The organism is Streptomyces triculaminicus (assembly GCF_017349075.1).
Taxonomy (GTDB): domain Bacteria; phylum Actinomycetota; class Actinomycetes; order Streptomycetales; family Streptomycetaceae; genus Streptomyces; species Streptomyces triculaminicus.
Genome location: NZ_JAFMOF010000004.1, coordinates 688,017 through 712,259 on the forward strand (window position 1 = coordinate 688,017; position 24,243 = coordinate 712,259).

The window sequence follows — 24,243 nt, forward strand, 5'->3', positions numbered from 1 at the left end:
CGGAGGGTTCCCGCTGGACGCCGGCCAGGCGGACTTCGCGCGCACGCTGGACCGGATGTTCGCGGCGTCCGGCACGGCGGCCGCGGTACGGGCCTGGGCGCGCGGCGAACGGAAGCCGGGGCTCGCGCTGTGGGAACGGGCGGCCGAGGCCGGGGTGTTCGCCCTGACCGCGCCCGAGGCGTACGGCGGCGTCGGGCCGCTGCCGGTGGAACTGGGCGCGGCCTTCGTGGAGTTGGGCCGTCACTGCGTGCCGGGGCCGCTGGTGGAGACGGTCGCGGCCGCCGTCCTGCTGGGCAGGCTCGCGGAGTCGGGCGAGGCGGCGCCGGCGAAGCGGTGGCTGCCGCGCCTGTGCGCGGGCGACGCGATCACCACGCTGACGCCGCCGGGCGGGGGCCCGTACGCGCTGGACCCGGACGCGGCGCGGCTGGTGTTCACCGTCACCGGCGACGGGGACACGCTGCGCCTCGCCGATGGCCACGGCCCCCTGCAGCCCTCCCTCGACCCCGCCCGGCGGCTCGCCCGGCCGCACGGAGGCGGGGAGCTCGTCGCCGTGGGGCCCGCCGTGCGGGAGGCGGTGGAGCACGCCGCCGCGTGGGCGGCGTACGCGACGGCCGCCCAGGCTCTCGGGGTGGGGCTGGCGCTGCTGGAGAAGACGGTCTCCCACGCCGGTGAGCGCCGGCAGTTCGAGGTGGCGATCGGGTCGTTCCAGGCGGTCAAGCACCGGCTGGCGGACACGCTGATCGGCCTGGAGTTCGCGGGGCCGCTGCTGCACGGCGCCGCGCGGGCCCTCGCGGCGGGCGGCGACCGGCACGACGGGCCGTCCGGCACCCCGGCCGACGTGGCGGCCGCCAAGGCCGCCGCCTGTGACGCCGCGTACGCGGCCGCGCGCACCGCGCTGCAGGTCCACGGCGCGATCGGCTACACGAGCGAGCTCGATCTGTCGCTGTGGATCGGCAAGGCCAGGGCACTGAGGACGGCCTGGGGGACGCCGGCGGAGTGCCGGAGCAAACTGTTTCACGCATAAAACACCTGCTAACGTTCTGGGTATGCCGAAGCTGTCGAAGCCCTTGCCCGCCCGGCCCCTGCCCTTGCCCCTGCGCGGCCTCGTGCGCCTGCGGCCGGCCGCCGACATCTGGCACAAGGCGGCCTTCAGCGCGGCCGTGGCGATGGCGGTGCCCGACCTCGTCCTGCTCGCGCTCGGCCGCCTCGACCTGGTGCTCTACACCGCCGCCGGCGCCCTGTGCGCCCTGTACGGGCACGACCGGCCGTACGCCGCGCGCGCCCGTACCGTCGCCTGGGTGGTGCTGGCGACGGTCGCGGGCGTGGGCGCCGCCCTGACCGGCGCCGCGCTCCTCCCCTCCGCCCCGCTGCTGGTCCTGGGCGCCTCGCTGCTGGCCGCCGTGCACAAGGTGGTGTGCGACGCGACCCGGATCGGGCCGCCCGGCAACGTCGTGCTCACCTTCGTCACCTCGAGCGCCTTCTTCGTCCCCCAGCGGATCGGCGAGGTGCCGGGCCATCTCGGCCTCGTCCTGGCGGCCGGGGCGCTCGCCTGGCTGGTCTGCATGGCGCCCGCGCTGGTGCGGCCGTACGGGCCGGAGCGGATCGCCGCCGCCCGCGCGCTGGAGGCGGCGGCCGGCCTGCTGCGCGCGGAGGCCGCCGACACGGCGCCGGCCCGCCACGCCACGGCCGCCGCGGTGAGCGCGGCCCGGCGGGCGCTCGGCGGCGACACCACGTCGCGCGACGCGCTGCGGCGGGCGGTGGCCCGCGCGGACGCCGCCCTGGCCGCCGGCCCGGCCGACCCGGCCGAGGCCGAACGGCTGCTGGCCCACGCGCGCGTGCTGCGCGGCGGGGGCGCCCTCGGCGCCCGGCTGCGCGCCCACGCGCACCTGGCCCCCGCCGGCGTGCGCGTGGCCACGGGCGCGACGCTGGCCGGGTGGGCCTCGCTCGCCCTCGGCAGCCACCACCCCTACTGGGCCGTGGTGACGGCGGCCGCAGTGATCCAGGCGAACACCACCGCGACATGGCAGCGCGCGGTGCAGCGCGCGCTCGGCAACCTGCTCGGCCTGCTGCTCTTCACGGCGGTGCTCCCCCTCGCCCGGTCGGGTGAGGTCGCGCTGGTGTTCCTGACCCTCCTCCTGCAGATCGGCGCTGAGGCGTTCATCGCCCGGAACTACTGGCTGGGCAGCGTGTGCGTCACCCCGATGGCCCTGCTGCTGGGCGAGTTCGGCGGCCCGCACCCGGCCGGGGCGCTGGTCGCCGACCGCTGGACGGACACCCTGGTGGGGGTGGCGCTGGGGCTGACGGTGTGCGCGCTGGTCACCAACCGGCGGGCGGCCGGGCGGGTCCACGAGGCCCTCGGGCGGGCGAGGGCCGCACGGGTGGCCGCCGAGGCCGCGGCCGCCGGCCCGTGTTCCGCCGACGAGGCCCGGGCGACGCGGGACCGGCTGGGCGCCGCGCTGCTCGCACTGCGGGAGGCCGTGGACGTCGCGGCGGGCGAGTGGTGGCAGGCCGCGTGGCCGCGGCGGCGGGCGGCCGAGGAGGAACGGGAGGGCTACCGGGCGCTGGCGGCGCTCGGCGCCGGGGCCCGTCCGGCCGCGGACGACGCCGTGCCCCCGCACGGGCGGGGGGCCCGGCGGCCTCTTCACGCCGCGGACGGCAGAATCTGAGGCGGACCGTCGTACGAACCGGAGAGGACCGACACCGTGGCCGAGGACATCGTCGCGCGCGTGCTGCGCCAGTGGCAGCAGGTCCATCCCGGACTCGACACCGCGCCGATGGCCGTGATCGGCAGGCTCAACCGCTGCGCCGCGCTGCTGCAGCAGGCGGCCGACGCGCCGCTGGTGCGGGAGGGGCTCACACGGGCCGAGTTCGACATCCTGGGGACGCTGCGCCGCACCGGCCGTGAGCTGACGCCCGGCCAGATCGCGCGGGAGACCTTCGCGTCGGGGGCGGCGGTCACCAAACGGCTGCGGGTGCTGGAGGAGCGGGAGCTCGTCACCCGCCGCCCCGACGACCGCGACCGGCGGATGGCCCACCTCTCGCTCACGGACGCCGGCCGCGAAATGATCGACCGCCTCATCCCCGACCAGCTCGCCTACGAGCAGGCACTGCTCTCCGGCCTCGGCCAGGACCGCCAGGACGAGCTCGCGGGCACCCTCGCCGAGCTGCTGGTCCTCCTCGAGGGCCGGCTCGGCGGCCTCCAGCCCTGAGCCGCCCGCCCGTACGGGCACGACCCCGTCCAGAGAGCCGCATACCCCTGCCGGGTATGCGACTCTCGGCCGCCGCAAGCTGCTGGCGGAACAGGGCGTCATCTTTCCCCCCGCGCTCGGGCGCGCCCTGGACGACGCCGAGGCCCTCGGCCGCACCGCCGTCACCGTCGCCTGGGACGGCGGGGCCCGCGCGGTCCTCGAGGTCACCGACGCCGTCAAGCCCACCAGCGCCGAGGCGGTCCGGCGGCTGCGCGCCCTGGGCCTGACGCCCATCCTCCTCACCGGCGACAACGAGACGGTCGCCCGGGCGGTGGCGGCCGAGGTCGGCATCGACGAGGTCATGCCCGAGGACAAGGTCGACGTCGTCAAGCGTCTGCAGGCCGAGGGCCGGTCGGTGGCCATGGTCGGCGACGGCGTCAACGTCGCCGCCCTTCCCCTCGCCGCCGCCGGACTGCTCAACCCGATGATCGCCGGAGCCGCCATGGCGTTCTCCTCCGTCTTCGTCGTCGGCAACAGCCTCCGCCTGCGCCGCTACTCCCCCGCGCACTGAACCCCGCGCGCCCGGCCCGCACACAGCCCGGCCGTCGCTCAAGGGCCGTCGGTGGCACATTCCTGCCACCGACGGCCCTTGAGCGACGGCTTCCGCCGCAAGAGGCTGGGACCATGGATGATCTTCTTCGTACCGCTGTCGTGCTTCCCGCCACGGACCGCCGCCCGCCCCACAGCGTGCTGGTGATCGGCTCCCACCCCGCGGACATCGCCCTGCACGCCGGCGGCACCCTCGCGCGGTGGGTCGAGCGCGGCACCCGCGCGACCTACTGCGTCCTCACCGGCCCGGACGGCGAGGACGGCACGCCCGCGGAGTTCCGCCGGGCCGGGCAGCGCCTGGCCGCGAAGCTCTGCGGCGTCACGGACGTGCGCTTCCTCGGCCGCGGGGAGCTGGCCGCGGTGGTCCAGGACTCACGCCCCGGGCGGGTGCTCGCGCCGGGGACGGATCCGCTGGAGGAGTGGGCGGAGCTCGAGGCCGTCCCGGAGCTGTGGCTGACGGACGCCCCCGAACCCAACCAGTACGTGGACGTCACGGCCGTCCTGGAGCGCAAGCTGGACGCGCTGCGGTCGGACGCCGCGTGGGCCGCGTCCGGCGCGGACCCCGAGGAGCGGCTGCGCGAGCGGCTCGCCGCGCACGCCCGGGCCGGCGGGCTGCCGCAGGGGCGCCTCGCCGAGGCGTTCCAGGTCCTGCGGCCCGTACGGCGCAGGCCCTGACCCGGCGCGGTCAGGGCGCGGAGGTCGGCATGGCCGGGGCCACGGCGGGGGCGTTGTACTTCTTGTCGCACAGCAGGTCCGGGATCTTCTTCCCCGCGCCGACGAGGTCCACCCGGACCTGCTCCGGCCTCAGGCCGCCGGGCCCGGTGTTGTGGGCCGCCGTGCACACCAGCTGGACGCGGGCGACGGGCGAGAGCCGGGTCACATCCAGGGGCAGGGTGACGGTGACCCTGCCCACGGCGGAGACGACCTCGAAGCGGCCGCCGATCCGGGGCAGTTCGGAGTAGAGGCCGCGCATCTTCTCGGCCTCGTTGGGGCCGGCCAGCAGCAGCGGCACCGCCTCCTCGGCGCTGACCTCCGCGTCGGCCGGGCGGTTGACCATCTGGACGCCGCCCGGGAAGCCGAAGTAGAGCCGGACCTCCGGGGTCTTCACGCCCGGCCGCCTGACGCCCTGGGCCGGCTGCCCCACCTCCACGACCTCGGTCGGCTCGATGCCGCAGGCGGCCAGCGGCGCGGCGAGCGACCCCAGCAGCAGCGCGGCGGCCGCGCGTCGTGCCCTCACTTCTCGTCGCCTCCTCGCCGCAGCGGGAGGTCGACGGTGAACACCGCTCCGCCCCCGGCCATGTTGGCCGCCCGCACGGTGCCGTCGTGCAGGCGTACGTTCTCCATGGTGATGGCGAGGCCGAGGCCGCTGCCCTCGGAGCGGACGCGGGCGGCGTCCGCCTTGAAGAACCGTTCGAAGACGTGCGGCAGCACCTCGGGGTCGATGCCCTCGCCCCGGTCCGCGATCTCGATCAGCAGCCGCTCGCCCTCGCCGTGCGGCCTGACCCGGACCGCGACGCTCACCGGCTCCCCGCCGTGGCGCAGCGCGTTGCCGACGAGGTTGGCGACCACGACGTCGATGCGGCGCGGGTCCAGCCGGGCCCGTACGTCCTCGGGCAGGTCGGCCCGCACCTTGTTCTGCCAGCCGCGGGCCTGGAGGGTCTTGCGGACGGTCTCGGCGACGTCGACCTCGTCCAGGTGCAGGGCGGCGGCGCCCGCGTCGAAGCGGGAGATCTCCATCAGGTCCTCGACCATGCGGGCGAGCTTCCCGGTCTCCTGGCTGATGAGGCGGACGGCGTAGGCGGTGTCGGGGTCGAGGGTGGCGGCGTCCTCGTCGAGAACGTCGACGACGGCGGTCATGGCGGCGAGCGGGGTGCGCAGTTCGTGGGAGACGTCGGCGGCGAAGCGCCGGGAGTTGGCCTCCATGCGACGCAGTTCGGCCACGTTCTCCTCCAGGGCGGCCGCCATGTCGTTGAAGGTGCGCGAGAGGTCGGCGAGTTCGTCGCGCCCGGTCACCTTCAGCCGGGTGTCGAGCCGGCCGTCGGTGATCTGCTGGGTGGCGCGGCGCAGCTCGCGAACGGGCCGCAGCACGCCGCGCGCGGCCACCAGGGCGGGCACCACGGCCAGCGCGATGGCCGGCAGGGCCCCGCGCTGGGCGGCCTTCACCAGGGCCGAGACGTTGACCTCGTCCTCGCGCAGCGGCACATGGGCGTAGACCTCGAGGCCGGACATCTGCCCGCCGTCGCCGCTGAAGGCCACGGGCAGGCCGATGACGAGCCACGGCTTGCCGTCGCTGTCGACGCGCTGGAAGGACGCGATGCCGGCGCGCACCTTGGTGCGCACGCCGTCGGGAACGGTCCTGCCGACCGCCCGGGTGCCGGGGACGACGGGCTCGTCGCGGTAGCGGGCCTGGACGACCCAGTGCTGGGCCTGGCCGGCCCGGTCGAGGTTCTGGGTGAACCTGACCAGGTCGCCGGTGCGGGGTGGGAAGGTCAGTTCGGGGGCCTGGGAGTTGACCTGGGCGCGCAGCTGCTGCACGGCCGTGTCCTGGGTGCGCTTGAGGATCGCGGTGCGGGCCTCGCGGAAGGTCAGGGCGGCGGTGGTCAGCGCGCTGAGCGCGGCGACCAGCAGGAACGCCACGACGAGCCGGGCGCGCAGCCCGCGGGCGAGGGTGCGCAGGGCGGGCCGGCGCCAGGTGGGCCGGCGCAGGGCAGGGCGGCGCAGGGCGGGGCGGCGTATCGCCGGGCGGCGCAGGACCGGTCGTCTCACCGTCGTTCCGCTAGCTCTGGACGGGGCCGAAGCGGTAGCCGAAGCCGCGCACGGTCTGGATGTACTTGGGGGAGCGGGTGGACTCCTCGACCTTGGTGCGCAGCCGCATCACGCAGGCGTCGACCAGGCGGGCGTCGCCGTGGTAGCTGTGCTCCCAGACGTGCTCGAGGAGCTGCTGGCGGCTGAAGACCCGGCCGGGGGTGGCGGACAGGTAGAGCAGGAGCTTCATCTCGGAGGGGGCGAGCGCGAGGTCCTGGCCGTGCTTGGAGACGAGCAGGCCGGCGCGGTCGATGGTGAGGTCGCCGTGCGACTCGGCCGCGGCCGGGACGAGCGCCGGGTCCGGGCCGCCGTCGACCGGCGCCGCGCGGCGCAGCACGGCGCGGATGCGGGCCTCGAGGACCTCGCCGCGGGCGGGCTTGACGATGTAGTCGTCGGCCCCGGCCTCCAGGCCGAGGACGACGTCGATGTCGTCGCCGCGGGCGGTGAGCATGATGATCGGGATCTGCTGGGTGGCCCGGATGCGGCGGCAGACCTCGAAGCCGCTCAGGTCGGGCAGCATCAGGTCGAGCAGCACCAGGTCGGGCCGGAAGGCGTCCAGGGCCGCGAGCCCGGCTCCGCCGGTGGGCGCGGCCTCGACTTCGTGGCCGCGGCGGCGCAGGGTGAGGGTGACCCCATCCCGTACGGCCCGGTCGTCCTCGATCAGAAGCACGCGTGACATGCGGACATTATCGGTCGTTCGAACACACGAATGCGCCCTGGAGCGGTCGGACCGGGGGAACTGTCACCGACTTCTCATATTCCCCACCCGCCCCCAACGTTCCCTCAGCCACCGATGTGCCGCAGGAGCAGGGACCGGAAGTCCCGGTCGAAGGCCTCGTAGCGCAGGCGCAGCCGGTCGCCGGGCCAGTCGGCGGGCAGCAGGGCGGCGGGCAGGACGGGGTCGGACAGCAGGTGGCGCAGCACGGCGGCGGAGACGGTGAAGCGCCCCGCCAGGCCGCCGGGCCGGTCCGGCGGCGCCTCGAGCGCCGCCTCCAGGGCCCGGGCCCGGCGGGCCCATCCGGCCAGGTCCCACAGGGCGGCGGCGAGGGCCGCGGGGTCGCCCTCGGGGGCTCCGGCGAGCAGGGTGCACTGCTCGGTGACGACCGCGGGCCGCCCGTCGCGCACCAGGTTCGCGGGCCGCAGCCAGCAGCCCTCGCGCAGCTCGGCCAGGCGCAGCGCCGCCATGGCCTGGCGCAGCGCGGCGCGGTCGGGGGCGGCGCGCCGCTCGGGGGTGACGACGGCGATCTCCCAGGAGCCGTCCCAGGGGCGGGTGCGCGGCGCGCGGCTGTCGTCCTGGCGGGCCTGGCGGGCGAGGAGGCGGTCGGTGAGCCGGTACGCGCCGTCGCGCTGCTCCAGGTCCCCGGCGGCCACCATCCGGGTCAGGGCGGTGCGGACGGTGCCCTCGGCGGTGCCGAACAACTCGCCGACGCGCACGAGCGCACGGGCGGGCAGCGCGGGCGGGTGGTGGCCCAGCAGGGTCGAGAGCACGACCGAGCGCGCGGTCAGCGGCCGCAGGGTGAGCGGTTCGGGCGCTTGTGTGTCATCCATGGCTGACGAAACCCTATCTATTACAGTCTCGCATCACGCATCATGAATCTGTAATACCGACCGCATGCCCGCCGCCGTACCGCCCGGAGGTCGCCGTGAGCCCCACGCACGACGTGTTCAACCAGGCCCCGCCCCTGACCGGCTTCTCCACCGCCGACGACCCCGCCCTGCTCGAGGCCCTGCGGCGCGACGGCGGCGACTGGGGCGAAGCCGAGGTCCGCGAGCTGGGCGCGCTGGCCGGCTCGCCCGAGGTGCAGGACTGGGCCCGCATGGCGGAGGCCAACCCGCCCGTGCTCCACACCCACGACCGGTTCGGCCACCGCCTCGACGAGGTCGAGTTCCACCCGGCCTGGCACCAGCTGATGGCCGCCGCCGTGGAGAGCGGGCAGCACGCGGCCCCCTGGGCCGAGGCCCGCCCGGGCGGACACCTGGTGCGGGCGGCGAAGTTCTACGCCTGGGCGCAGGCGGAGGCCGGCCACGGCTGCCCCGTCTCCATGACCTACGCCGCCGTGCCCGCCCTGCGCGCCCAGCCGGAACTCGCCGCCGCCTACGAGCCGCTGCTGGCCTCCCGCACGTACGACTACGGCCTGCGCCCCCCGCTGGGGAAGCGCGGCCTGATCGCGGGCATGTCGATGACGGAGAAGCAGGGCGGCTCGGACGTACGGGCCAACACCACGACGGCCGTGCCGGCGGGCGACGGCTCGTACGTGATCACCGGGCACAAGTGGTTCACGTCCGCGCCGATGAGCGACGTCTTCCTGGTCCTGGCGCAGACCGAGCAGGGGCTGACGTGCTTCCTGATGCCGCGGGTGCTGCCCGACGGCACTCGCAACGCCATCCGGCTGCAGCGGCTGAAGGACAAGCTCGGCAACCGCTCCAACGCCTCGTCCGAGGTCGAGTACGAGCAGGCCGTGGCCTGGCCCGTCGGCGAACCGGGCCGCGGGGTGCGCACGATCGTCGAGATGGTCAACATGACCCGGCTCGACTGCGTGATCGGCTCGGCCGCGGGCATGCGCGCCGGGCTGCGGCAGGCGCTGCACCACACCGCGCACCGCCGGGCGTTCGGCGCCGAGCTGATCGACCAGCCGCTGATGCGCAACGTCCTGGCGGACCTGGCCGTCGAGTCGGAGGCCGCGACGGTGCTGGCGATGCGGCTCGCCGCCGCGCTGGACCGCTCGGAGGCGGGGGACGCCGCGGAGGCGGCGCTGCGCCGCCTCGGCCTGGCGGCGGGCAAGTACTGGGTGTGCAAGCGCGGCAGCGCGCACGCCGCCGAGGCCCTCGAGTGCCTGGGCGGCAACGGCTACGTGGAGGACTCCGGCATGCCCCGGCTCTACCGGGAGGCGCCCCTGCTGTCGATCTGGGAGGGCTCGGGCAACGTCGCCGCGCTGGACGTGCTCAGGGTGCTGGCCAAGGAACCGGACGCCCTGGAGGCCTACTTCGCCGAGGTCGGCCTGGCCGCCGGGGCGGACCCGCGCCTCGACGCCGCCGCCGCGCACCTGCGCGACCTGCTGGGCACGCTCTCCGACCCCCGCCAGGCCCAGCTCGCGGCCCGCCGCGTCGCCGAGCGGCTCACACTCGTGCTCCAGGGCAGCCTGTTGGTGCGCCACAGCACCCCGGCGGTCGCGGACGCCTTCTGCGCCTCGCGGCTCGGCGGGGACTGGGGACAGGCGTTCGGCACGCTGCCCGGCGGTACGGACCTGGGCGCGGTGCTGGAGCGGGCGCGGACCGAGGACGCCAAGGCCGGAGCGTGACGGGGACGTCCGCGTCCTGACGACAGGGCGGGCGTCAACGCGTGGCACATCTTCATCCCATCGAGGGAATTGGGCCGGATGGGTGAGTGAGGCGGCCGCGAGGATCGCAAGATCCCCCTCGTGACGGGATGGCTTCGGGCGGCAGGCACCGGTTTCGCGGCCTTGGCCGCCGTGCTGGCGACGGCGGGCGCGGCGCACGCCGCCCCGGCGCCGCCACTCCCCCTGCCGGGCGGCGTCCGGGCCTCGGCAAGCGCCGTGGTGCGCCTGAACCCCCTGTACGTGTGCGTGACCGCCGACGCGCGGGCGCTCGGCGGCGCGGTGACCGCGCACGCCCGTCTCCTCTGCCCGCCCGCCGGGGCCCCGCGCCGCCCGCGCCGGCACCACCCGCGCCCGCTCCTCCGGCTCCGGCACCGCCCGCGCCGGGTGCCCCACCGGCTCCCGCGCCGCCCGCTCCCGCGCCCCCGGCTCCCGCGCCGCCCGCACCCGCCCCGCCTGCACCTGGGGCGCCACCCGCCCCGGCACCACCGGCGCCCGCGCCCGGGGCGCCACCGGCCCCTCCTCCGGCCCCGCCCGCGCCTGCCCCGCCCGCTCCCGCACCACCGGCACCACCCGCCCCCGCGCCACCCGCGCCCGCGCCGCCGCCCGCCCCTGCCCCGCCGGCGCCCGCGCCCCCGGCGCCTCCCGCGCCACCCGCGCCACCCGCGCCCCGGCCCGTACCGCCGCCCGGCGCCCCCGCGCCGAACCCTCCGCCGGCCGCGCCTCCGGCCGCTCCCCCGCAGGCGCGCCCCGCGCCACCGGCAGAGGCACCGGCACCCGCGCCCGCACCCGCCCCGGCGCCGGGAGAGCGTTCCACGCCGCCATCGCCCTCGCCATCGCCGACCCCGCCCCGGGCGTCGTCCCCGCCTGTCCGTGTGCGCGCTGCCGCGCGCGTACCGCCAGTCGGTGTCCGAACCCGTCGTCCGTGGCACGTCCGTGGTCACGTTCACGCTCGTGATCACGGCGCCGGCCGTGCTGGCGGCCGCGTTGCTGCGGCCGCGCGGCAGCGGTCGTCGCGGCCGCTGACGCCCGCCGTCACCCCGCCCCTGTCACCCCACCCCGTGCTCGATCCCGGAGGTTCCCTTGTCCGAGTGGCTGGTTCTGGCCATCGCCATGGCCGCGGCCTGTGCCGTCGTCCTGACCATCACCGTGCTCAGGGAACGCAGGCTCGGCGATGACGAAGACCCGAGCGAGACGCCCGACGTCATCGAGTACATGACGATGATGGTCGGCGTGGTCTATGCCATCGTGCTGGGCCTGGCCATCGCCGGGGTGTGGGAGGCCCGCAACGCCGCGCAGGACACCGTGCGCGTCGAGGCGCAGGCCCTGCACGAGGTCACCGAGCGGGTGCGGGTCTACGCGCCCGAGGCCCGCGACCGCACGCGCAAGGACGTCAAGGCCTATGTGAACTATGTGCTCGACGAGGAATGGCCCGTGGTCCTCGAGGAGGGCGAACTGACCGACAAGGGCACCGAGCTGCTGGAGAAGGTGCGGGAGGACGTCAGCTCGTACCGGCCGCGCGACGACTTCGAGAGCCAGTCCTACCAGCCGCTGGTGGACCAGGTGGGCGCCGCGGACGCGGCCCGCACCGCGCGGGGCCTGGCGGCCGGGCCCACGATGCCGGGCGTGGTGTGGTTCGGGCTGATCGGCGGGGCGCTGGTGTGCGTGGGGCTGATCTTCACGCTGCAGATCAGGCGGTCACCGCGGGAGCTGCTGCTGGCGGGCGTCTACAGCGCCATGATCGCCTTCCTCCTCTTTCTGATCTGGGACTTCAACTCGCCGTTCGGGCACTCCGTGGCGGACGCCACGGGCCCGTTCAGCGATCTGTTCTCCACCTGACGGGCAGGTGGGTGAGCCCGTTCTGGAAGTTGGACGTCAGCCGGACCGGTTCGCCCGCCCGCTCCAGGCCGGGCAGCCGGTCCACGGCCGCGCGCAGCATGGCGCGCGTCTGCGTGCGCGCGAGGTGGGCGCCCAGGCAGAAGTGCGGCCCGAAGCCGAAGCTGAGGTGGTCGTTGGGGGTGCGGGTGATGTCGAAGCGGTCGGGGTCGGCGAAGACGCGCTCGTCGCGGTTGGCCGAGACGTGGTAGACGACGACCTTCTCGCCGCGCCGGACGTGCCGGCCGCCGAGCTCGGTGTCGCGGGTGGCGGTGCGCCGGAAGTTCATCACGGGCGGCCAGTAGCGCAGCGTCTCCTCCACCGCCGACGCGGTCAGCTCCGGCCGCCGGCGCAGCGTCTCGTACTGCCCGGGGTGGTCGAGGAGCGTCAGCAGGGCGCCGGGGACGCCGTTGCGCAGCGTCTCGTTCCCGGCCACCGCGAAGAGGAAGAACATGTTCTCGAACTCGGCTCGGCTCAGGCCGCCTTCGCGCATGCGGGCCATGACGCTGCCGGTGCGGGGCCGGTCGGCGAGCGCGTGGGCGTAGGCGAACATATCGGCCAGCGCCTCGCGTGAGCGCGGGTTGAGGGGCGTGCCGTCGGCCCTGACCAGCGACGCGGGCCGTTCGGCGAGGGCCGCGCGGCCCATGGGGGTGAGCTCCGCCGGGTCGGCGGTGTGCGAGGCGGCGTGCTCGGGGTCCTGGTAGCCGATGACGCGGTTCGACCAGTCGACGAGCAGCCGCCGGTCCTGCTCCGGCACGCCCATCACATGGGCGAGGGTCCATACGGGCAGGTCGGCGCCGAGCTCCACGAAGTCGGTGGCGCCTTGACGGGCGACGGCGCCGACGAGGGCGTGGGCGCGGGCCTCGACCACCGCCTCCAGCTCGCGCACGGCGCGCGGGGTGAAGGCGGCGGCCACGATGCGGCGCTGGCGGGCGTGGGCGGGCGGGTCCTGGTTGAGCATCATCGCCCGCACGAAGTCCAGGTCGCCGGGGGTGTCCGGGTCGCGGAGCTGGGTGGCGCCCAGGTGGGAGGAGAAGAGGTCGGGGGTGCGCAGGACGTGTTTGACGTCGGCGTGCCGGAAGACGGCCCAGTAGCCGGGGCCGGCGGGCCAGGGGCCGACCGCCGGTTCCGGGACGCGGCACACGGGGCTGGTTTCGCGCAGCTCGCGGAAGAGGGCGTGGGGGACGCCCCGGGCGTAGCCGGCGGGGTCGAACACGGCGGCGGGGTCGTGTGCGGTCACGGGCCGGACCGTACGTCCTCCCCTGGCGGGGGCGTCAAGGGCTGGCCACAATGTGTGCGTGACCAGGAGTCCGCTTCGTCCCCCTGCGGGGGACGCGTTCCGGCCTGGCCCGCGCATCCCGCGGATTGACCGGTTCCAGTCTGGCTCCGCGACGCTCCGACTGGGCTCGGTGTTTTGGGGGTACGGAGCAACGGACAGGAGGTAGCAAGCGTGACCGAATGCTTTGCTGACAAGGAAGGCCTCACCAGGCCGGTCGGCGAGTCGGAAGCCGACGCGTTCGTGCGGGGCATCTGCTTCAAGACCGGGCCGCCCCGCCTTCTGGGTGCCGAGCTCGAATGGCTCGTCCACGACGCGCACGACCCGACGCGCCCCGTCGCCCCGCACCGTCTGGCGACCGCCGCCGAGCGCGTGGGAGCGCTGCCGCTCCGCTCGGTGTTCACGGTCGAGCCCGGCGGCCAGCTGGAGTTCAGCTCCCAGCCCGCGCGGTCCCTCACCGAATGCGTCGAGGGCCTCTCCGCCGACCTCGCCCTGGCCCGCCCGGTCCTGCGGGAGCTGGACCTGGTCCTCGCGGGGTACGGCAAGGAGCCGTGGTGCGAACCCCCGCGCGTGCGGAGCAACTCCCGCTACAACGCCATGGAGATCTACTACGACCGGATCAACGGCGCCGGGCGCAACGTCATGTGCCGTACCGCGTCGGTGCAGGTCTGCGTGGACGCCGGGGAGGAGGATCCCGGGCCGCAGTGGTACCGGCGGCGGTGGCGGCTGGCCCACCAGCTGGGCGCGGTGCTCTCCGCGGCCTTCGCCAACTCCCCGCTGCATCTGGGCCGCCCCAGCGGCTGGCGCTCCAGCCGGCAGGCCTGCTACGCGCGCATGGATCCCGGCCGCACCCTGGCCCCGGTCGACGACCTCGACCCACGGGCGGCCTGGGCGGAGTACGCGCTCGACGCCAATGTGATGTTCATACGGTCCGAGGGTGAGCCATGGGCCGTACAGCGGGGGCTGGCCCTGCGCCAGTGGACCCGCACGGGCCTGCCCCGGCCGGCCACCACCGACGACGTGGCCTACCACCTGACCACGCTGTTCCCACCGATAAGGCCGCGCGGCCATCTCGAGCTGCGCATGATCGACGCGCAGCCCGGGGACGACGGCTGGATCGTCCCGCTCGCCGTGACCGCCGCGCTCTTCGACGACCCCTCGGCGGCGGAGACCGCCCTGCTGGCCGTCAAGGGCCTGGGGGACATGCCGAGCGCGCAGCCGCCGCCGCGCAACGCCCTGTGGCGCAGGGCGGCCCGGCACGGCATGAGCGACCCCGAGCTGCACGCCGCGGCCGCGGTGTGCTTCGCGGCGGCCCGCGAGGCGCTGCCCCGGCTCGGGGCGCGGCGGGCGGTGCTCGACGCCGTCGACGAGTTCACCGCCCGGTACGTCGACCGGGGCCGGTGCCCCGCGGACGATCTGCTCGACAAGGTCGCGGGCGGGGAGGTCCGTCCATGACCGCAGCCCCGATGCCGGACCCCGGCGGGCTTCGGGAGCGCGCCGCGAGCGCCCTGATCGGCGCTCGCGAGCGTACCCGCCTGCTGACCGGCTGCGTCGACGAGCGCGAGCTGACCGCCCAGCACTCGCCGCTGATGTCCCCCCTGGTGTGGGACCTCGGGCACATCGGCAACCAGGAGGAGCAGTGGCTGCTGCGCGCGGTGGCCGGGCAGGAGCCGCTGCGCCCCGCGATCGACTCCGTGTACGACGCCTTCGAGCATCCGCGCGCCGAGCGGCCGTCGTTGCCGCTGCTGACGCCGAAGGAGGCGCGGGCGTACGTAGCGGACGTCCGTAGCAGGGTCCTGGACGTCCTGGACGCCGCGCCGGCCGACGGCGGCGGCGGCCCGCTGATGGAGTCGAGCTTCGCGTTCGGCATGATCGCCCAGCACGAGCAGCAGCACGACGAGACCATGCTGATCACCCATCAGCTGCGCCGGGGCCCGGCCGCCCTCACCGCCCCCGAGCCGCCGCCCGCAGCGCCGGACACCGCCCTGCTGCCGGCGGAGGTCCTCGTCGAGGGCGGGCCGTTCACGATGGGGACGTCCACCGAGCCCTGGGCGCTGGACAACGAACGCCCCGCCCACCCCTGCTTCGTCCCCTCCTTCTTCATCGACACGCTGCCGGTCAGCAACGGCGCCTACCTGCGCTTCATCCAGGACGGCGGCTACGAGGACCCGCGCTGGTGGCACCCGGAGGGCTGGGAGCAGGTGCGCCGGCATTCCCTCGCCGCGCCGCTGTTCTGGCGGCGCGAGGGCAGCACGTGGACGCGCCGGCGGTTCGGCGTCGAGGAGCCCGTGCCCGAGGCCGAGCCGGTGCTGCACGTCAGCTGGTACGAGGCCGAGGCGTACGCGGCCTGGGCGGGGCGGCGGCTGCCCACGGAGGCGGAGTGGGAGAAGGCGGCACGCCACGACCCGGTCTCCGGCCGCTCGCTGCGCTACCCGTGGGGCGACGAGGACCCCACCCCCGAGCACGCCAACCTCGGCCAGCGGCACCTTCGCCCGGCGCCCGTCGGCGCCTACGCGCGCGGCGCCTCGCGGCGGGGGGTGCGACAGCTGATCGGGGACGTGTGGGAGTGGACGGCCAGCGACTTCCTGCCGTATCCGGGCTTTCGCGCCTTCCCCTACCGCGAGTACTCCGAGGTCTTCTTCGGCCCCGGCCACAAGGTCCTGCGCGGCGGGTCCTTCGCCGTGGACCCGGTGGCCTGCCGGGGGACGTTCCGCAACTGGGACCTGCCGGTCCGGCGGCAGATCTTCTCCGGCTTCCGCACCGCACGCGACGCGGAACCGGCCTGATGTGCCGTCATATCGCGGTCCTGGGGCCGGACACCCCGCTCGCCGAGACCCTGGTGGAACCCCCGCACTCCCTCGTCCACCAGTCCTGGGCGCCGCGCAGCATGGCGAGCGGCACGGTCAACGCGGACGGCTTCGGCGTCGGCTGGTACGCGCCGGGGGACCCGGTGCCCGCGCGGTACCGCCGGGCCGGGCCCATCTGGGGCGACGAGTCGTTCGCCGACATCGCCCGGGTCGTCAGGTCCCGGGCGCTGCTCGCGGCGGTCCGCGACGCCACCCTCGGCGGCGCGGACGGGGAGGCCGCCGCGGCCCCCTTCGCGAGCGGCCCCTGGCTGTTCAGCCACAACGGCGCGCTGGCGGGCTGGCCGGACTCGGCGGCACCGCTGGCCACCCTGCTGCCGCCCGAGGCGCTGCTGCGGCTGACGGCGCGCAGCGACTCCGCGTTCGTCTGGGCGCTGGTGGAGCGGCGGCTGCGGGGCGGCGAGGGGCTCGGCCCGGCGCTGGCCGGGGCCGTGACGACGCTGGCCCAGGCCGCGCCCGGCTCGCGCCTGAACCTGCTGCTGACCGACGGTGCCGCCATCGCCGCCACGACCTGGGGCGACTCCCTGTGGTACCTCGCGGGCGGCGGCCAGGGCCGCACGGTCGTGGCGTCCGAGCCGTACGACGACGACCCCCGCTGGAGACAGGTCCCCGACCGCAGCCTCTTGACCGCCGACCGCTCGGGCGTCGGCGTCCGTCCCCTGGCGCCGCCGCACGCCCCGCCGCCGCGACCGCGGCGCCGTGCCCCGCATCCCCCGGAATTCCCGCGCAAGGAGCCCGTTCAGTGAGCCCGTTCGTCCTCACCCGCACCCTTCCCCTCGACGCGACGGCCGCCGCGCTGCGCGCGGACGTCTCCGAGGGCCTGACCCGCTCGCCCAAGGTGCTCCCGCCGAAGTGGTTCTACGACGCCCGGGGCAGCGAGCTGTTCGACGACATCACCCTGCTGCCCGAGTACTACCCCACCCGCGCCGAGCGCGAGATCCTCATCGCGCGCGCCGACGACATCGCCGCCGCCACCCGCGCCCGCACGCTGGTGGAGCTGGGCTCGGGCTCCTCGGACAAGACCCGTCATCTGATCGAGGCCCTGGCCGGCCTGGAGTGCTACGTTCCGGTCGATGTCAGCGAGAGCGCCCTGCGCGGCGCCGCCGCGACGCTGCTGGCCGAGCACCCGGCGCTGACCGTGCACGCCCTCGTCGCCGACTTCCAGTACGGCCTCGCCCTGCCCGCGGACCTTCCCGGGCCGCGCCTGGTCGCCTTCCTCGGCGGCACCATCGGCAACCTCCTCCCACCCGAGCGGGCCACCTTCCTGGCCGGCCTGCGCTCCCGCCTCTCCCCCGGCGACGCGCTCCTGCTGGGCACCGACCTGGTCAAGGACCCGAGCGTGCTCGTACCGGCCTATGACGACGCGGCGGGCGTCACCGCCGCCTTCAACAAGAACGTCCTCTCCGTCATCAATCGCGAACTGGGCGCCGACTTCGACCCGGACGACTTCGACCACGTGGCGCTGTGGGACGCCCGGCGGGAGTGGATCGAGATGCGGCTGCGGGCCCGTGTGCCCGTGGTGGCGAAGATCCCCGCGCTGGACCTCGCGGCGCACTTCGAGGCGGGCGAGGAGCTGCGCACGGAGGTCTCCGCGAAGTTCCGCCACGAGGGCGTACGGCGCGAACTTGCCGCCGCCGGACTGGAGCTCACCCACTGGTGGACCGACGCGCAGGGCCGCTTCGCGCTGTCCCTGTCGGTGCCTTCTCCGCACCCGTTCCACGCCGGTTAGCCTCCCTGAGTGAACGAGGACACCCACAGCGGCAGCCTGCCGACCGGCTTCGAGCGCGGCACCGACGGCCCCAAGGTCATCGTCGTCGGTGTCGACGGCTCCGACACCTCCTGGCGGGCCACCGCCTACGCCGCGGGCCTGGCCCGCCGCCAGAACGCCCTGCTCGCGATCGTCTACGTCCAGCCGGTCCTCGCCGGCAGCGTCGCCCTGGGCGCCCCCGCGGCCGAGGTGACCGAGGAGGTCGCCGAGGAACTGCTGACCGAGATCCGCGAGACCGCCGAACAACTGCGCGGCATCTTCGAGGTGCGCTGGCGCTTCCACACCTTCCGGGGCGACCCCTACGCGGGCCTGGTCCGCGCGGCCGACGACCTCAAGGCCGACGCCGTCATCGTCGGCGCCTCCGAACAGGCGGGCCACCGCATCGTCGGCTCGGTGGCGGTACGGCTGGTGAAGGCGGGCCGCTGGCCGGTGACGGTGGTGCCGTAGCCCCCGCCCGGCCCACCCGCCTCGCGCACCCGCGGCGGGTGCGGCACGGTGGGCTCATGTCCAACCACACCTACCGTGTGACCGAGATCGTCGGCTCGTCCCCGGACAGCGTCGATCAAGCCATCCGCAACGGCATCGAGCGGGCCTCCCGTACGCTCCGCGAACTCGACTGGTTCGAGGTCACCCAGATCAGGGGGCACCTCGTCGACGGAGGGGTCGGCCACTACCAAGTAGGCCTGAAGGTCGGCTTCCGGCTGGAGGACGGCGACTAGGGTCCGCCGGGCGGCCCAACCGGGCCGTGCGGGGGAACAGTTGTGCCCTCACACACGTTCACGTCTCATGCTGAGTCTTCTGACAGGTCCGGCCCTTGCGCTCCTGATCGTCGTTCCGCTGTTCCTCCTGGCGGCCGCCCGCAAGAGCGCCCAGGTGGCGCAGCACCGGGGATGGCTGCCGGGCCGCCCGGCCGGGCGCGGGTCCGGCGCTCGCGGGGTCGGGGCGACGGCCACGGAGGAACTGCACGCCCTGATCTATCCGAGCAAGCGGGTCCAGCTGGAGCAACGCCGGATCGAGCTGGTCCTGCGGGACGACGAACAGGACGGCGCCCCGAAGAGGACCGGCATCGATCTCGACTCGGGAACCGCCCGCATCGGCAGACGGAGCGGTGGCAGCGGGGCGTGAACCGGCAGCGTGCCGTCCCTCAGAGCGCCGTCCGCTCCACGGGGATCCACAGCTCCGCGTCCGCCTGTGCCCCGTCCTGCGACAGCCTGGTGCGCAGGATCTCGGGGCCCGGGCGGCTGCGGTAGGGGTTGGACGGGAACCACTGGGTGAAGACGTCCCGCCACAGGTACTGCAGGGCCTGGGGGAACGGGCCGGAGCTCTCGAAGACGGCCCACATGCCGGCCGGAACGGTGAGCGTGTCCATGTCCTCGGGCGCGGCGGCGCGGGTCACCGCGCCGTGGTAGTAGTCGAGTTCGGTTCCCTCGGCGCGGCTTTCGTCCAGCTGGTCGCTGACCGAGACGATCCCCTCGGGCTCCTGGTCGGACAGGCTGTGGATGCGCCGCAGCGTCTCCTGCCCGAGGCCGCGGATGAAGTCGGCGATGGCCGGGTTGACGCCCTCGTGCACGAGGGGGACGCGCGCCTTCCTGCCGACCACACGGAACTCTTCCTTCTCCACGATCCGGTATCGCATGCTGCCGCTCCCTTCGACGGTGAGACGGAAGGACAGCCGTGGCTGGGAGCGCAGTGGCGCGCCGGAGCGCCTGGCCTCGCCGGGGCCGACCCCGTGCATGCCGCGGAACGCACGGGCGAAGGCCTCCCCCGAGGTGTAGCCGTAGCGCACCGCGACCTCCAGCAGCGTCCGCTCCCCGGCCAGCACCTCGGCCCCGGCGATGGTCAGCCGCCTGCGCCGGACGTACTCCGACAGCGGGATCCCCGCCAGCGCGGAGAACAGCCGCCGGAAGTGGTACTCCGACGTCGTCGCGATCCGCGCGAGGTCGGCCGCCTCGATCGGCTGATCGAGGCGGCCCTCGATGTGCTCCATGGCCTGGTTGAGCCGCTCCAGCACCGCGGCCTCCTTCCCTTTCGATCACTCACGTTAGGAGGGGGCCGCCCTGCCGGACCCGACATCCTGTGCCCGGTCCGGTCGGGTGCCGGTGGCCGTCAGCCGCGCGGGACCACCGTCGACAGCACCCGCGGCAGGGGGTACCAGTCGGCGGTGGCGAAGCTGGCGTGGGTGCGGGCCATGAGGGTGACGCGCTCGCGGGCCTGGGCCTCGGTCGGGTGGGTGATGTCGATGGCGGGCGGGACCTTGTGGGCGTCCGTCATGACGACGAGGTAGTGGCGGCTGTCGTACCAGCCAGTGTCGATGCCGCCCTTGGCGTACGTGGCCGCGTCGCCGTCGAAGAGGACGAACCAGGGACGGATGGTGGTGTCGGCGTAGCGCGTGCGGGGGTCGCCGGGGACGGCGCCGTGGACGGCGGGGAAGGCGGCGGCCTGGCGGAGCCGGCCGGCGGAGGCGAGGTCGCGCAGGTGGGTGGCGTATTCGCGGTCGGTCCACAGCCGGTCCGCCGGGTTGCGCTCCTCCACCGTGCCGGGGATGAGCTCGACGACGAACTTGCCGGCGAGCGCGGACCGGGCGGGCCAGCCGCCGGCCCGTACCGCCTCGTCCAGGGAGGCGTGTCCGCCCACGAGGTCGGCGGGGCGGTAGAGGGCGTCGCCGAGTTTCGCGGTGAGCAGGGCGTCCAGTTCGGCGGGGCCGCGTCCGCTGTCGGCGTTGAAGCCGTCCTTCATCTCGACCTTGAGCAGGACCGGCCGGTGGCCGGGGTTGGCGTCGTGCCAGGCCCGGATGTCGGCGAGGCAGCCGGACAGCGGCTGGTCGCGCGTCCCGGTGCGCAGCCGGGCGGGGGAGGTGGCGCCCTCGCAGTTGTTGTCGTTGCTCAGCGGCTTGGCGTGCGAGACGCGGAAGGCCCGGCCGCCGAAGCCGTTGGTCCACACGTCCAGTTCGAGCAGGCCGGCGCCGGAGTCGAGGGCGTCGGCGAGGTAGGGGTACTTGGCCCGGTCGTAGGCGTTGTGGACGCCGACCGAGGTCGTGGCGGCGTACGACGGCGAGGGTTCGGCCCCCGCCGGGCCCGCCGGTACCGCCAGGGCGGCGGCCGCCGCCACGACCGCTGTCATCGTTCTCCGTATGGCCGTACGCATGGCCCCCACCGCTCCCCTGTCACTGCTGTTACGAACGATGAGCAGGGTACGGGAGTTGATGGAGCGGCAGGGGCTTGGGGCAGGGGCAGGGATCAGCCCGCCGCGTACACGTCCTCGACGTAGCGGCCCGCGTCGGTCAGCTCGCGCAGCCAGGCGTCGGCCGCGCGGGCGTCGGCGCCGGTCCGGCGGGCGTACAGATCGCGCAGGGCGGCCCGTACGCCCGGGGCCATGCGGGCGCCGTCACCGCAGACGTACACCCGCGCCCCCGACTCCAGCAGGGACCACAGCTCGTCGCCCTCGGCCGCCATGCGGTGCTGGACGAAGGGGCCGCCGGGGCCGTCGGCGGTGCTGAACGCCGGGCGCAGCGAGAGGGCGCCGGCGTCCTGGGCCGCGTGCAGTTCGGCGGAGTGCAGGAAGTCGGCGTCGGGCGCGTCGCAGCCGAAGTACAGCAGGGCCGGCGCGAGGGCGGTGCCCGTCGCGGCGAGCGTGACGCGGTCGGCCACCGTGCCGCGGAAGGGGGCCAGTCCCGTGCCGGCGGCGACCATGACGACGGGGGTCCGCTCGTGGCCGGTGATGCGGAACGCCTCGCGGCACGGCTGGACGCGGGCGAGGACGGTGTCGCCCGGGCGCAGTCCGGCGAGGTGGTGCGAGGCGGTGCCCAGGAAGCGGCCGCGGCCGGAGCGGGCGGGGACGTCGAGGACGGAGACCATCAGGTCGGCGTGGCGCGGGCCGGTGGCCGGGGAGGAGGAGATGGAGTAGTGGCGGGGGCGCATCGGCGGCAGCAGCTCGAGCAGGGCGGCCGGTCCGAGCGCGCCGCGCAGGGCCGGGTGGTCCTCGATGAGCTCCAGCGTCGTGCGCGGGTCGTCGGCGCCCAGGGCGCGCAGGGCGGCCTGCTCGGGCGGGCAGGGGTTGCGGTCCGCCAGGGCGCGCAGCTGCCGGGCGGTGGGGCGGCGGTTCAGCTCCAGGTGGTGGGCGAGGAGTTCGCGGACGGTGAGGGGGCCGTCGACCGGTATGGCGTCGTGTCCGGCGCGGCGGGGGGCGACGGTGAGGACCGTGCCGGGGGCCGTCCCGAAGAGGCGGGCCGCGCGGTCGACGAGGGCGGGGTCGTTGACGGGCAGCACCGTCAGGTGGTCGGCGGTGCGGTAGTCGATGCCGTCGGGCAGCGCGAGGCGCAGGAAGCGCTTGGTGCGCGGGTGGCCGGGGGCGGTGAGGTCGTACGCCTCGGTGACCGTCATGGCCGTCAGGTCGTGGCGCGCGGCCAGGGCGGCGAGCGGGCCGCCGCCGGTGACCTCGGTGACGGTGTAGGCCGGGCCGTCGTCGGGGGCGTCGGTGTCGGCCGCGCCGGCGGTGGCCGGGTCGCCGTAGCGCTCCAGCAGGGCCCGGCGCAGGGCGCGGGTGAACTCCTCGACCGTGCCCGTGAGGTCGCCCGAGGCGTCGGCCTCGGCGCGGGGCAGCAGCCGGGTGCCGCCGAGGGCCTCGAGGCGCTCGTCGAGGAGGGTGGGGACGCGCTGGTAGGTGGCCGCCCAGTTGCGGTCGCCGATGCCGAGCACGGCGTAGGGGACGGCGTCGGCCGCGCCGGGCGGGGCGGTGTGCTCGGCCCAGTGCGCGAAGCGGGCGGCGTCGTCGGTGGGGCGGCCGTTGTAGGAGGCGGCGACCACGACGACGGGCGTGTCGGCGGGCAGCGCCCCGGCGCGTTCGTCCAGCGGCGCGACCGTGGTGTCGAAGCCGAGCCGCGCACCCTCGCCGGCGAGGGTGTGGGCGAGGTCGCGGCAGGTGCCGTAGTTGGAGCCGTGCAGGATCAGCAGGCCGGTGCCCTGGCGGGCGCGGGCGGGCAGCGCGGGCCCGGCCGTGGCCTCGGCGCTCGCGCGCGGGGCGCCCGGCAGCGCGGCGCGCAGGGTGAGCCGGTCGGCGGAGGTGCGGCGGGCCAGCGTGAGCGTGAAGCCGTCGGGCTTGAGGGTGAGGGTCTCCTTGATGCGCAGCCGGTAGTCGGCGCTGTCGACGAAGCGGTAGCGGTGGACCAGCAGGCCGAGGAGCATGGTGGCCTCGTGCAGGGCGAACTGCCGTCCGATGCAGGCGCGCTCGCCGGTGCCGAAGGGCTTGTAGGCGTGCGGGGAGCGGGCCGCCTCGGCCTCGGGCGCGAAGCGCATGGGGTCGAACAGCTCGGGGTTGTCGCCCCAGGCCGGGTCGCGGTGGAGCATCGGGGTGAGGACGGTGACGCCCTCGCCGGCGCGCAGCGGGTAGCGGCCGCCGAGCAGGGTGTCCTCGCGGGCCTCGCGGGCGAAGGCGGCCGCCGTGGGCCACAGCCGCAGCGCCTCGTTGAGGACCTGCCGGATCCAGCGCAGCCGCCCGATGTCCTCGAACGCCGGCTCGGGGTCGGGGTCGTCGCCCCACAGCTCGTCGGTCTCGCGCTGGGCGAGGCGGAGGGCGACGGGGTCCTTCAGCAGGTGGTGGAGGGCGAAGGACAGGGCGCCGGAGGTGGTCTCGTGCCCGGCGATGAGGAAGGTGATGACCTGGTTGCGGATGTTGGCGGCGTCGAGGGTGGTGCCGTCGGCCGGGTGGGGGGCGCCGAGCATGAGGCCGAGCAGGTCGTCGGTCCGGGTGTCGCCGGAGGCCGTACGGGCGCCCACGACGTCGTCCACGACGGTGGCGAGGAAGGCGGCGTCGGCGCGGAAGGCCTCGTCCTCGGCGGTGTGGTCGGCGTCGGGGTCGCGGCCCAGCTTGTTCATGCTCCAGTCCAGGCAGCGGACCATGGCGGCGACGAAGGGGTGGTGGTCGTCGCCGCGGGTGAACGACTCGAAGTCGTAGCCGAAGCCGGCGAGGCCGATGGTGTCGAGGGTCATGCGCGTCATGTCCTCGGGGACGTCGACGGCCGTGCCCCGGGCCAGGCGGGCGTCCCACGCGTCGATGAGGCGGCGGGCGACCGTGAGCATGGCCGGGTGGTAGGCACGCATCGAGGTCAGGGCGAAGGCGGGCAGCAGGATGTCGTGCGCTTTGGCCCAGTTGGCCTCGTGGTTGTAGGCGGTGAAGAGCCCGTCGGCGGTGAACTCGCGGACGTTCTCCAGGGCCGGGCCGACGTGCTTGGTGAAGCGTTCCTCGTCGGCGAGTTCGGTGACGAGGTCGAGGGAGGTGACGAAGAGCCGGTCCGTGCCGTGCAGCCGCCGCCGGAAGACGGGCCCGTGCCGGCGGGCCAGCCGCATCGCCTGCTGAAGGGGGGTGTCGGTGGCGCCGACGGCCGAGACGTCCACGAGGGGGACGGTCGCCATCTGTTCCGAAGTCGCGTGGGTCATGCGTCCAGCGTGGCCGCCCCGCGCCGGGCCGCCCGGCGGGATCACTGCATGATTGTGCAGTGGTGCGCGGCGCGTCGCTCTTGCGTCCGGGC

21 protein-coding genes and 1 pseudogene are annotated in these 24,243 nt (G+C 75.4%); 14 read left to right on the forward strand and 8 right to left on the reverse strand.

The window, feature by feature from the left end; translation table 11 throughout:
* Nucleotides 1–55: 55 nt before the first annotated feature.
* From J1792_RS26665 to J1792_RS26685, 5 genes and pseudogenes are all read left to right on the forward strand, one after another.
* The gene (locus J1792_RS26665; RefSeq protein WP_207248476.1) at nt 56–1,024 is read left to right on the forward strand and encodes an acyl-CoA dehydrogenase family protein; all 969 of its coding nucleotides are present in this window, start codon (nt 56–58) and stop codon (nt 1,022–1,024) included.
* A gap of 22 nt (nt 1,025–1,046) precedes the next feature.
* Complete coding sequence (locus J1792_RS26670; RefSeq protein WP_207248359.1) at nt 1,047–2,666, forward strand: FUSC family protein; 1,620 nt, start codon at nt 1,047–1,049, stop codon at nt 2,664–2,666.
* A gap of 36 nt (nt 2,667–2,702) precedes the next feature.
* Nucleotides 2,703–3,209: a MarR family winged helix-turn-helix transcriptional regulator gene (locus J1792_RS26675; RefSeq protein ID WP_086570672.1), complete on the forward strand. Its 507-nt coding sequence runs from the start codon at nt 2,703–2,705 to the stop codon at nt 3,207–3,209.
* 52 nt (nt 3,210–3,261) lie between these two features.
* A pseudogene (locus J1792_RS26680) lies at nt 3,262–3,759 on the forward strand (HAD-IC family P-type ATPase); the annotation flags it as partial.
* 113 nt (nt 3,760–3,872) lie between these two features.
* Entirely contained in the window at nt 3,873–4,472 is a 600-nt protein-coding gene (locus J1792_RS26685) for a PIG-L deacetylase family protein (protein WP_086572482.1), read from the forward strand.
* Nucleotides 4,473–4,482: 10 nt separating this feature from the next.
* Here J1792_RS26685 and J1792_RS26690 read toward each other — a convergent pair whose 3' ends face one another.
* The 4 genes from J1792_RS26690 to J1792_RS26705 form a co-directional block, all read right to left on the reverse strand.
* Entirely contained in the window at nt 4,483–5,034 is a 552-nt protein-coding gene (locus J1792_RS26690; RefSeq protein ID WP_086572480.1) for a hypothetical protein, read from the reverse strand.
* Nucleotides 5,031–6,503: an ATP-binding protein gene (locus tag J1792_RS26695; protein WP_242646735.1), complete on the reverse strand. Its 1,473-nt coding sequence runs from the start codon at nt 6,501–6,503 to the stop codon at nt 5,031–5,033. The genes J1792_RS26690 and J1792_RS26695 overlap by 4 nt, the downstream gene beginning before the upstream one ends.
* Before the next feature lie 70 nt (nt 6,504–6,573).
* Nucleotides 6,574–7,281: a response regulator gene (locus J1792_RS26700; protein ID WP_086572478.1), complete on the reverse strand. Its 708-nt coding sequence runs from the start codon at nt 7,279–7,281 to the stop codon at nt 6,574–6,576.
* A gap of 104 nt (nt 7,282–7,385) precedes the next feature.
* Entirely contained in the window at nt 7,386–8,150 is a 765-nt protein-coding gene (locus tag J1792_RS26705) for a PaaX family transcriptional regulator C-terminal domain-containing protein (RefSeq protein ID WP_086572476.1), read from the reverse strand.
* Nucleotides 8,151–8,245: 95 nt separating this feature from the next.
* On the opposite strand from J1792_RS26705, the gene J1792_RS26710 reads away from it, so the two are divergent.
* Both J1792_RS26710 and J1792_RS26715 read left to right on the forward strand, forming a co-directional pair.
* Nucleotides 8,246–9,901, forward strand: a complete 1,656-nt coding sequence (locus tag J1792_RS26710; RefSeq protein ID WP_207248360.1) for an acyl-CoA dehydrogenase family protein — start codon at nt 8,246–8,248, stop codon at nt 9,899–9,901.
* Between the two features lie 1,119 nt (nt 9,902–11,020).
* Complete coding sequence (locus J1792_RS26715) at nt 11,021–11,776, forward strand: bestrophin-like domain (RefSeq protein ID WP_086573388.1); 756 nt, start codon at nt 11,021–11,023, stop codon at nt 11,774–11,776.
* Here J1792_RS26715 and J1792_RS26720 read toward each other — a convergent pair.
* Complete coding sequence (locus J1792_RS26720) at nt 11,754–13,052, reverse strand: cytochrome P450 (protein ID WP_307843103.1); 1,299 nt, start codon at nt 13,050–13,052, stop codon at nt 11,754–11,756. The genes J1792_RS26715 and J1792_RS26720 overlap by 23 nt on opposite strands.
* Nucleotides 13,053–13,262: 210 nt before the next feature.
* Here J1792_RS26720 and egtA point away from each other — a divergent pair, with 210 nt between their 5' ends.
* From egtA to J1792_RS26755, 7 genes are all read left to right on the forward strand, one after another.
* A complete protein-coding gene (gene egtA, locus J1792_RS26725) occupies nt 13,263–14,543 on the forward strand; it encodes an ergothioneine biosynthesis glutamate--cysteine ligase EgtA (RefSeq protein ID WP_086573385.1) in 1,281 nt (426 codons plus the stop codon).
* Nucleotides 14,540–15,874 (forward strand): ergothioneine biosynthesis protein EgtB, encoded by a 1,335-nt coding sequence (egtB, locus tag J1792_RS26730; RefSeq protein WP_242646614.1) that lies wholly within the window; start codon nt 14,540–14,542, stop codon nt 15,872–15,874. The genes egtA and egtB overlap by 4 nt, the downstream gene beginning before the upstream one ends.
* Nucleotides 15,874–16,698: an ergothioneine biosynthesis protein EgtC gene (gene egtC, locus J1792_RS26735; protein WP_207248362.1), complete on the forward strand. Its 825-nt coding sequence runs from the start codon at nt 15,874–15,876 to the stop codon at nt 16,696–16,698. Before egtB ends, egtC begins: the two co-directional genes overlap by 1 nt.
* Nucleotides 16,695–17,681, forward strand: coding sequence for an L-histidine N(alpha)-methyltransferase (gene egtD, locus J1792_RS26740; RefSeq protein WP_086569548.1), 987 nt, complete (start codon nt 16,695–16,697; stop codon nt 17,679–17,681). The genes egtC and egtD overlap by 4 nt, the downstream gene beginning before the upstream one ends.
* A 9-nt stretch (nt 17,682–17,690) precedes the next feature.
* The gene (locus tag J1792_RS26745; RefSeq protein ID WP_242705297.1) at nt 17,691–18,167 is read left to right on the forward strand and encodes a universal stress protein; all 477 of its coding nucleotides are present in this window, start codon (nt 17,691–17,693) and stop codon (nt 18,165–18,167) included.
* A gap of 56 nt (nt 18,168–18,223) precedes the next feature.
* A complete protein-coding gene (locus J1792_RS26750; RefSeq protein ID WP_086569550.1) occupies nt 18,224–18,439 on the forward strand; it encodes a dodecin in 216 nt (71 codons plus the stop codon).
* A 67-nt stretch (nt 18,440–18,506) separates the two neighbouring features.
* Nucleotides 18,507–18,845 (forward strand): DUF6191 domain-containing protein, encoded by a 339-nt coding sequence (locus tag J1792_RS26755; protein ID WP_086569552.1) that lies wholly within the window; start codon nt 18,507–18,509, stop codon nt 18,843–18,845.
* Between the two features lie 19 nt (nt 18,846–18,864).
* On the opposite strand, the gene J1792_RS26760 is transcribed toward J1792_RS26755, so the two are convergent.
* From J1792_RS26760 to J1792_RS26770, 3 genes are all read right to left on the reverse strand, one after another.
* Complete coding sequence (locus J1792_RS26760) at nt 18,865–19,731, reverse strand: AraC family transcriptional regulator (protein ID WP_207248363.1); 867 nt, start codon at nt 19,729–19,731, stop codon at nt 18,865–18,867.
* Nucleotides 19,732–19,826: 95 nt separating this feature from the next.
* Complete coding sequence (locus tag J1792_RS26765) at nt 19,827–20,840, reverse strand: phosphatidylinositol-specific phospholipase C domain-containing protein (RefSeq protein ID WP_086569556.1); 1,014 nt, start codon at nt 20,838–20,840, stop codon at nt 19,827–19,829.
* A 116-nt stretch (nt 20,841–20,956) separates the two neighbouring features.
* Nucleotides 20,957–24,151, reverse strand: coding sequence for a bifunctional cytochrome P450/NADPH--P450 reductase (locus J1792_RS26770; RefSeq protein WP_086569558.1), 3,195 nt, complete (start codon nt 24,149–24,151; stop codon nt 20,957–20,959).
* Nucleotides 24,152–24,243: the final 92 nt, after the last annotated feature.

Coding starts and splice junctions, on each gene's coding strand:
- J1792_RS26665 (WP_207248476.1), top strand. CDS start 56: ATGTTCGCGGCGTCCGGCACGGCGGCCGCGGTACGGGCCTGGGCGCGC.
- J1792_RS26670 (WP_207248359.1), top strand. CDS start 1,047: ATGCCGAAGCTGTCGAAGCCCTTGCCCGCCCGGCCCCTGCCCTTGCCC.
- J1792_RS26685 (WP_086572482.1), top strand. CDS start 3,873: ATGGATGATCTTCTTCGTACCGCTGTCGTGCTTCCCGCCACGGACCGC.
- J1792_RS26700 (WP_086572478.1), bottom strand. CDS start 7,281: ATGTCACGCGTGCTTCTGATCGAGGACGACCGGGCCGTACGGGATGGG.
- J1792_RS26705 (WP_086572476.1), bottom strand. CDS start 8,150: ATGGATGACACACAAGCGCCCGAACCGCTCACCCTGCGGCCGCTGACC.
- egtB (WP_242646614.1), top strand. CDS start 14,540: ATGACCGCAGCCCCGATGCCGGACCCCGGCGGGCTTCGGGAGCGCGCC.
- egtC (WP_207248362.1), top strand. CDS start 15,874: ATGTGCCGTCATATCGCGGTCCTGGGGCCGGACACCCCGCTCGCCGAG.
- J1792_RS26750 (WP_086569550.1), top strand. CDS start 18,224: ATGTCCAACCACACCTACCGTGTGACCGAGATCGTCGGCTCGTCCCCG.
- J1792_RS26755 (WP_086569552.1), top strand. CDS start 18,507: ATGCTGAGTCTTCTGACAGGTCCGGCCCTTGCGCTCCTGATCGTCGTT.
- J1792_RS26765 (WP_086569556.1), bottom strand. CDS start 20,840: ATGACAGCGGTCGTGGCGGCGGCCGCCGCCCTGGCGGTACCGGCGGGC.
- J1792_RS26770 (WP_086569558.1), bottom strand. CDS start 24,151: ATGACCCACGCGACTTCGGAACAGATGGCGACCGTCCCCCTCGTGGAC.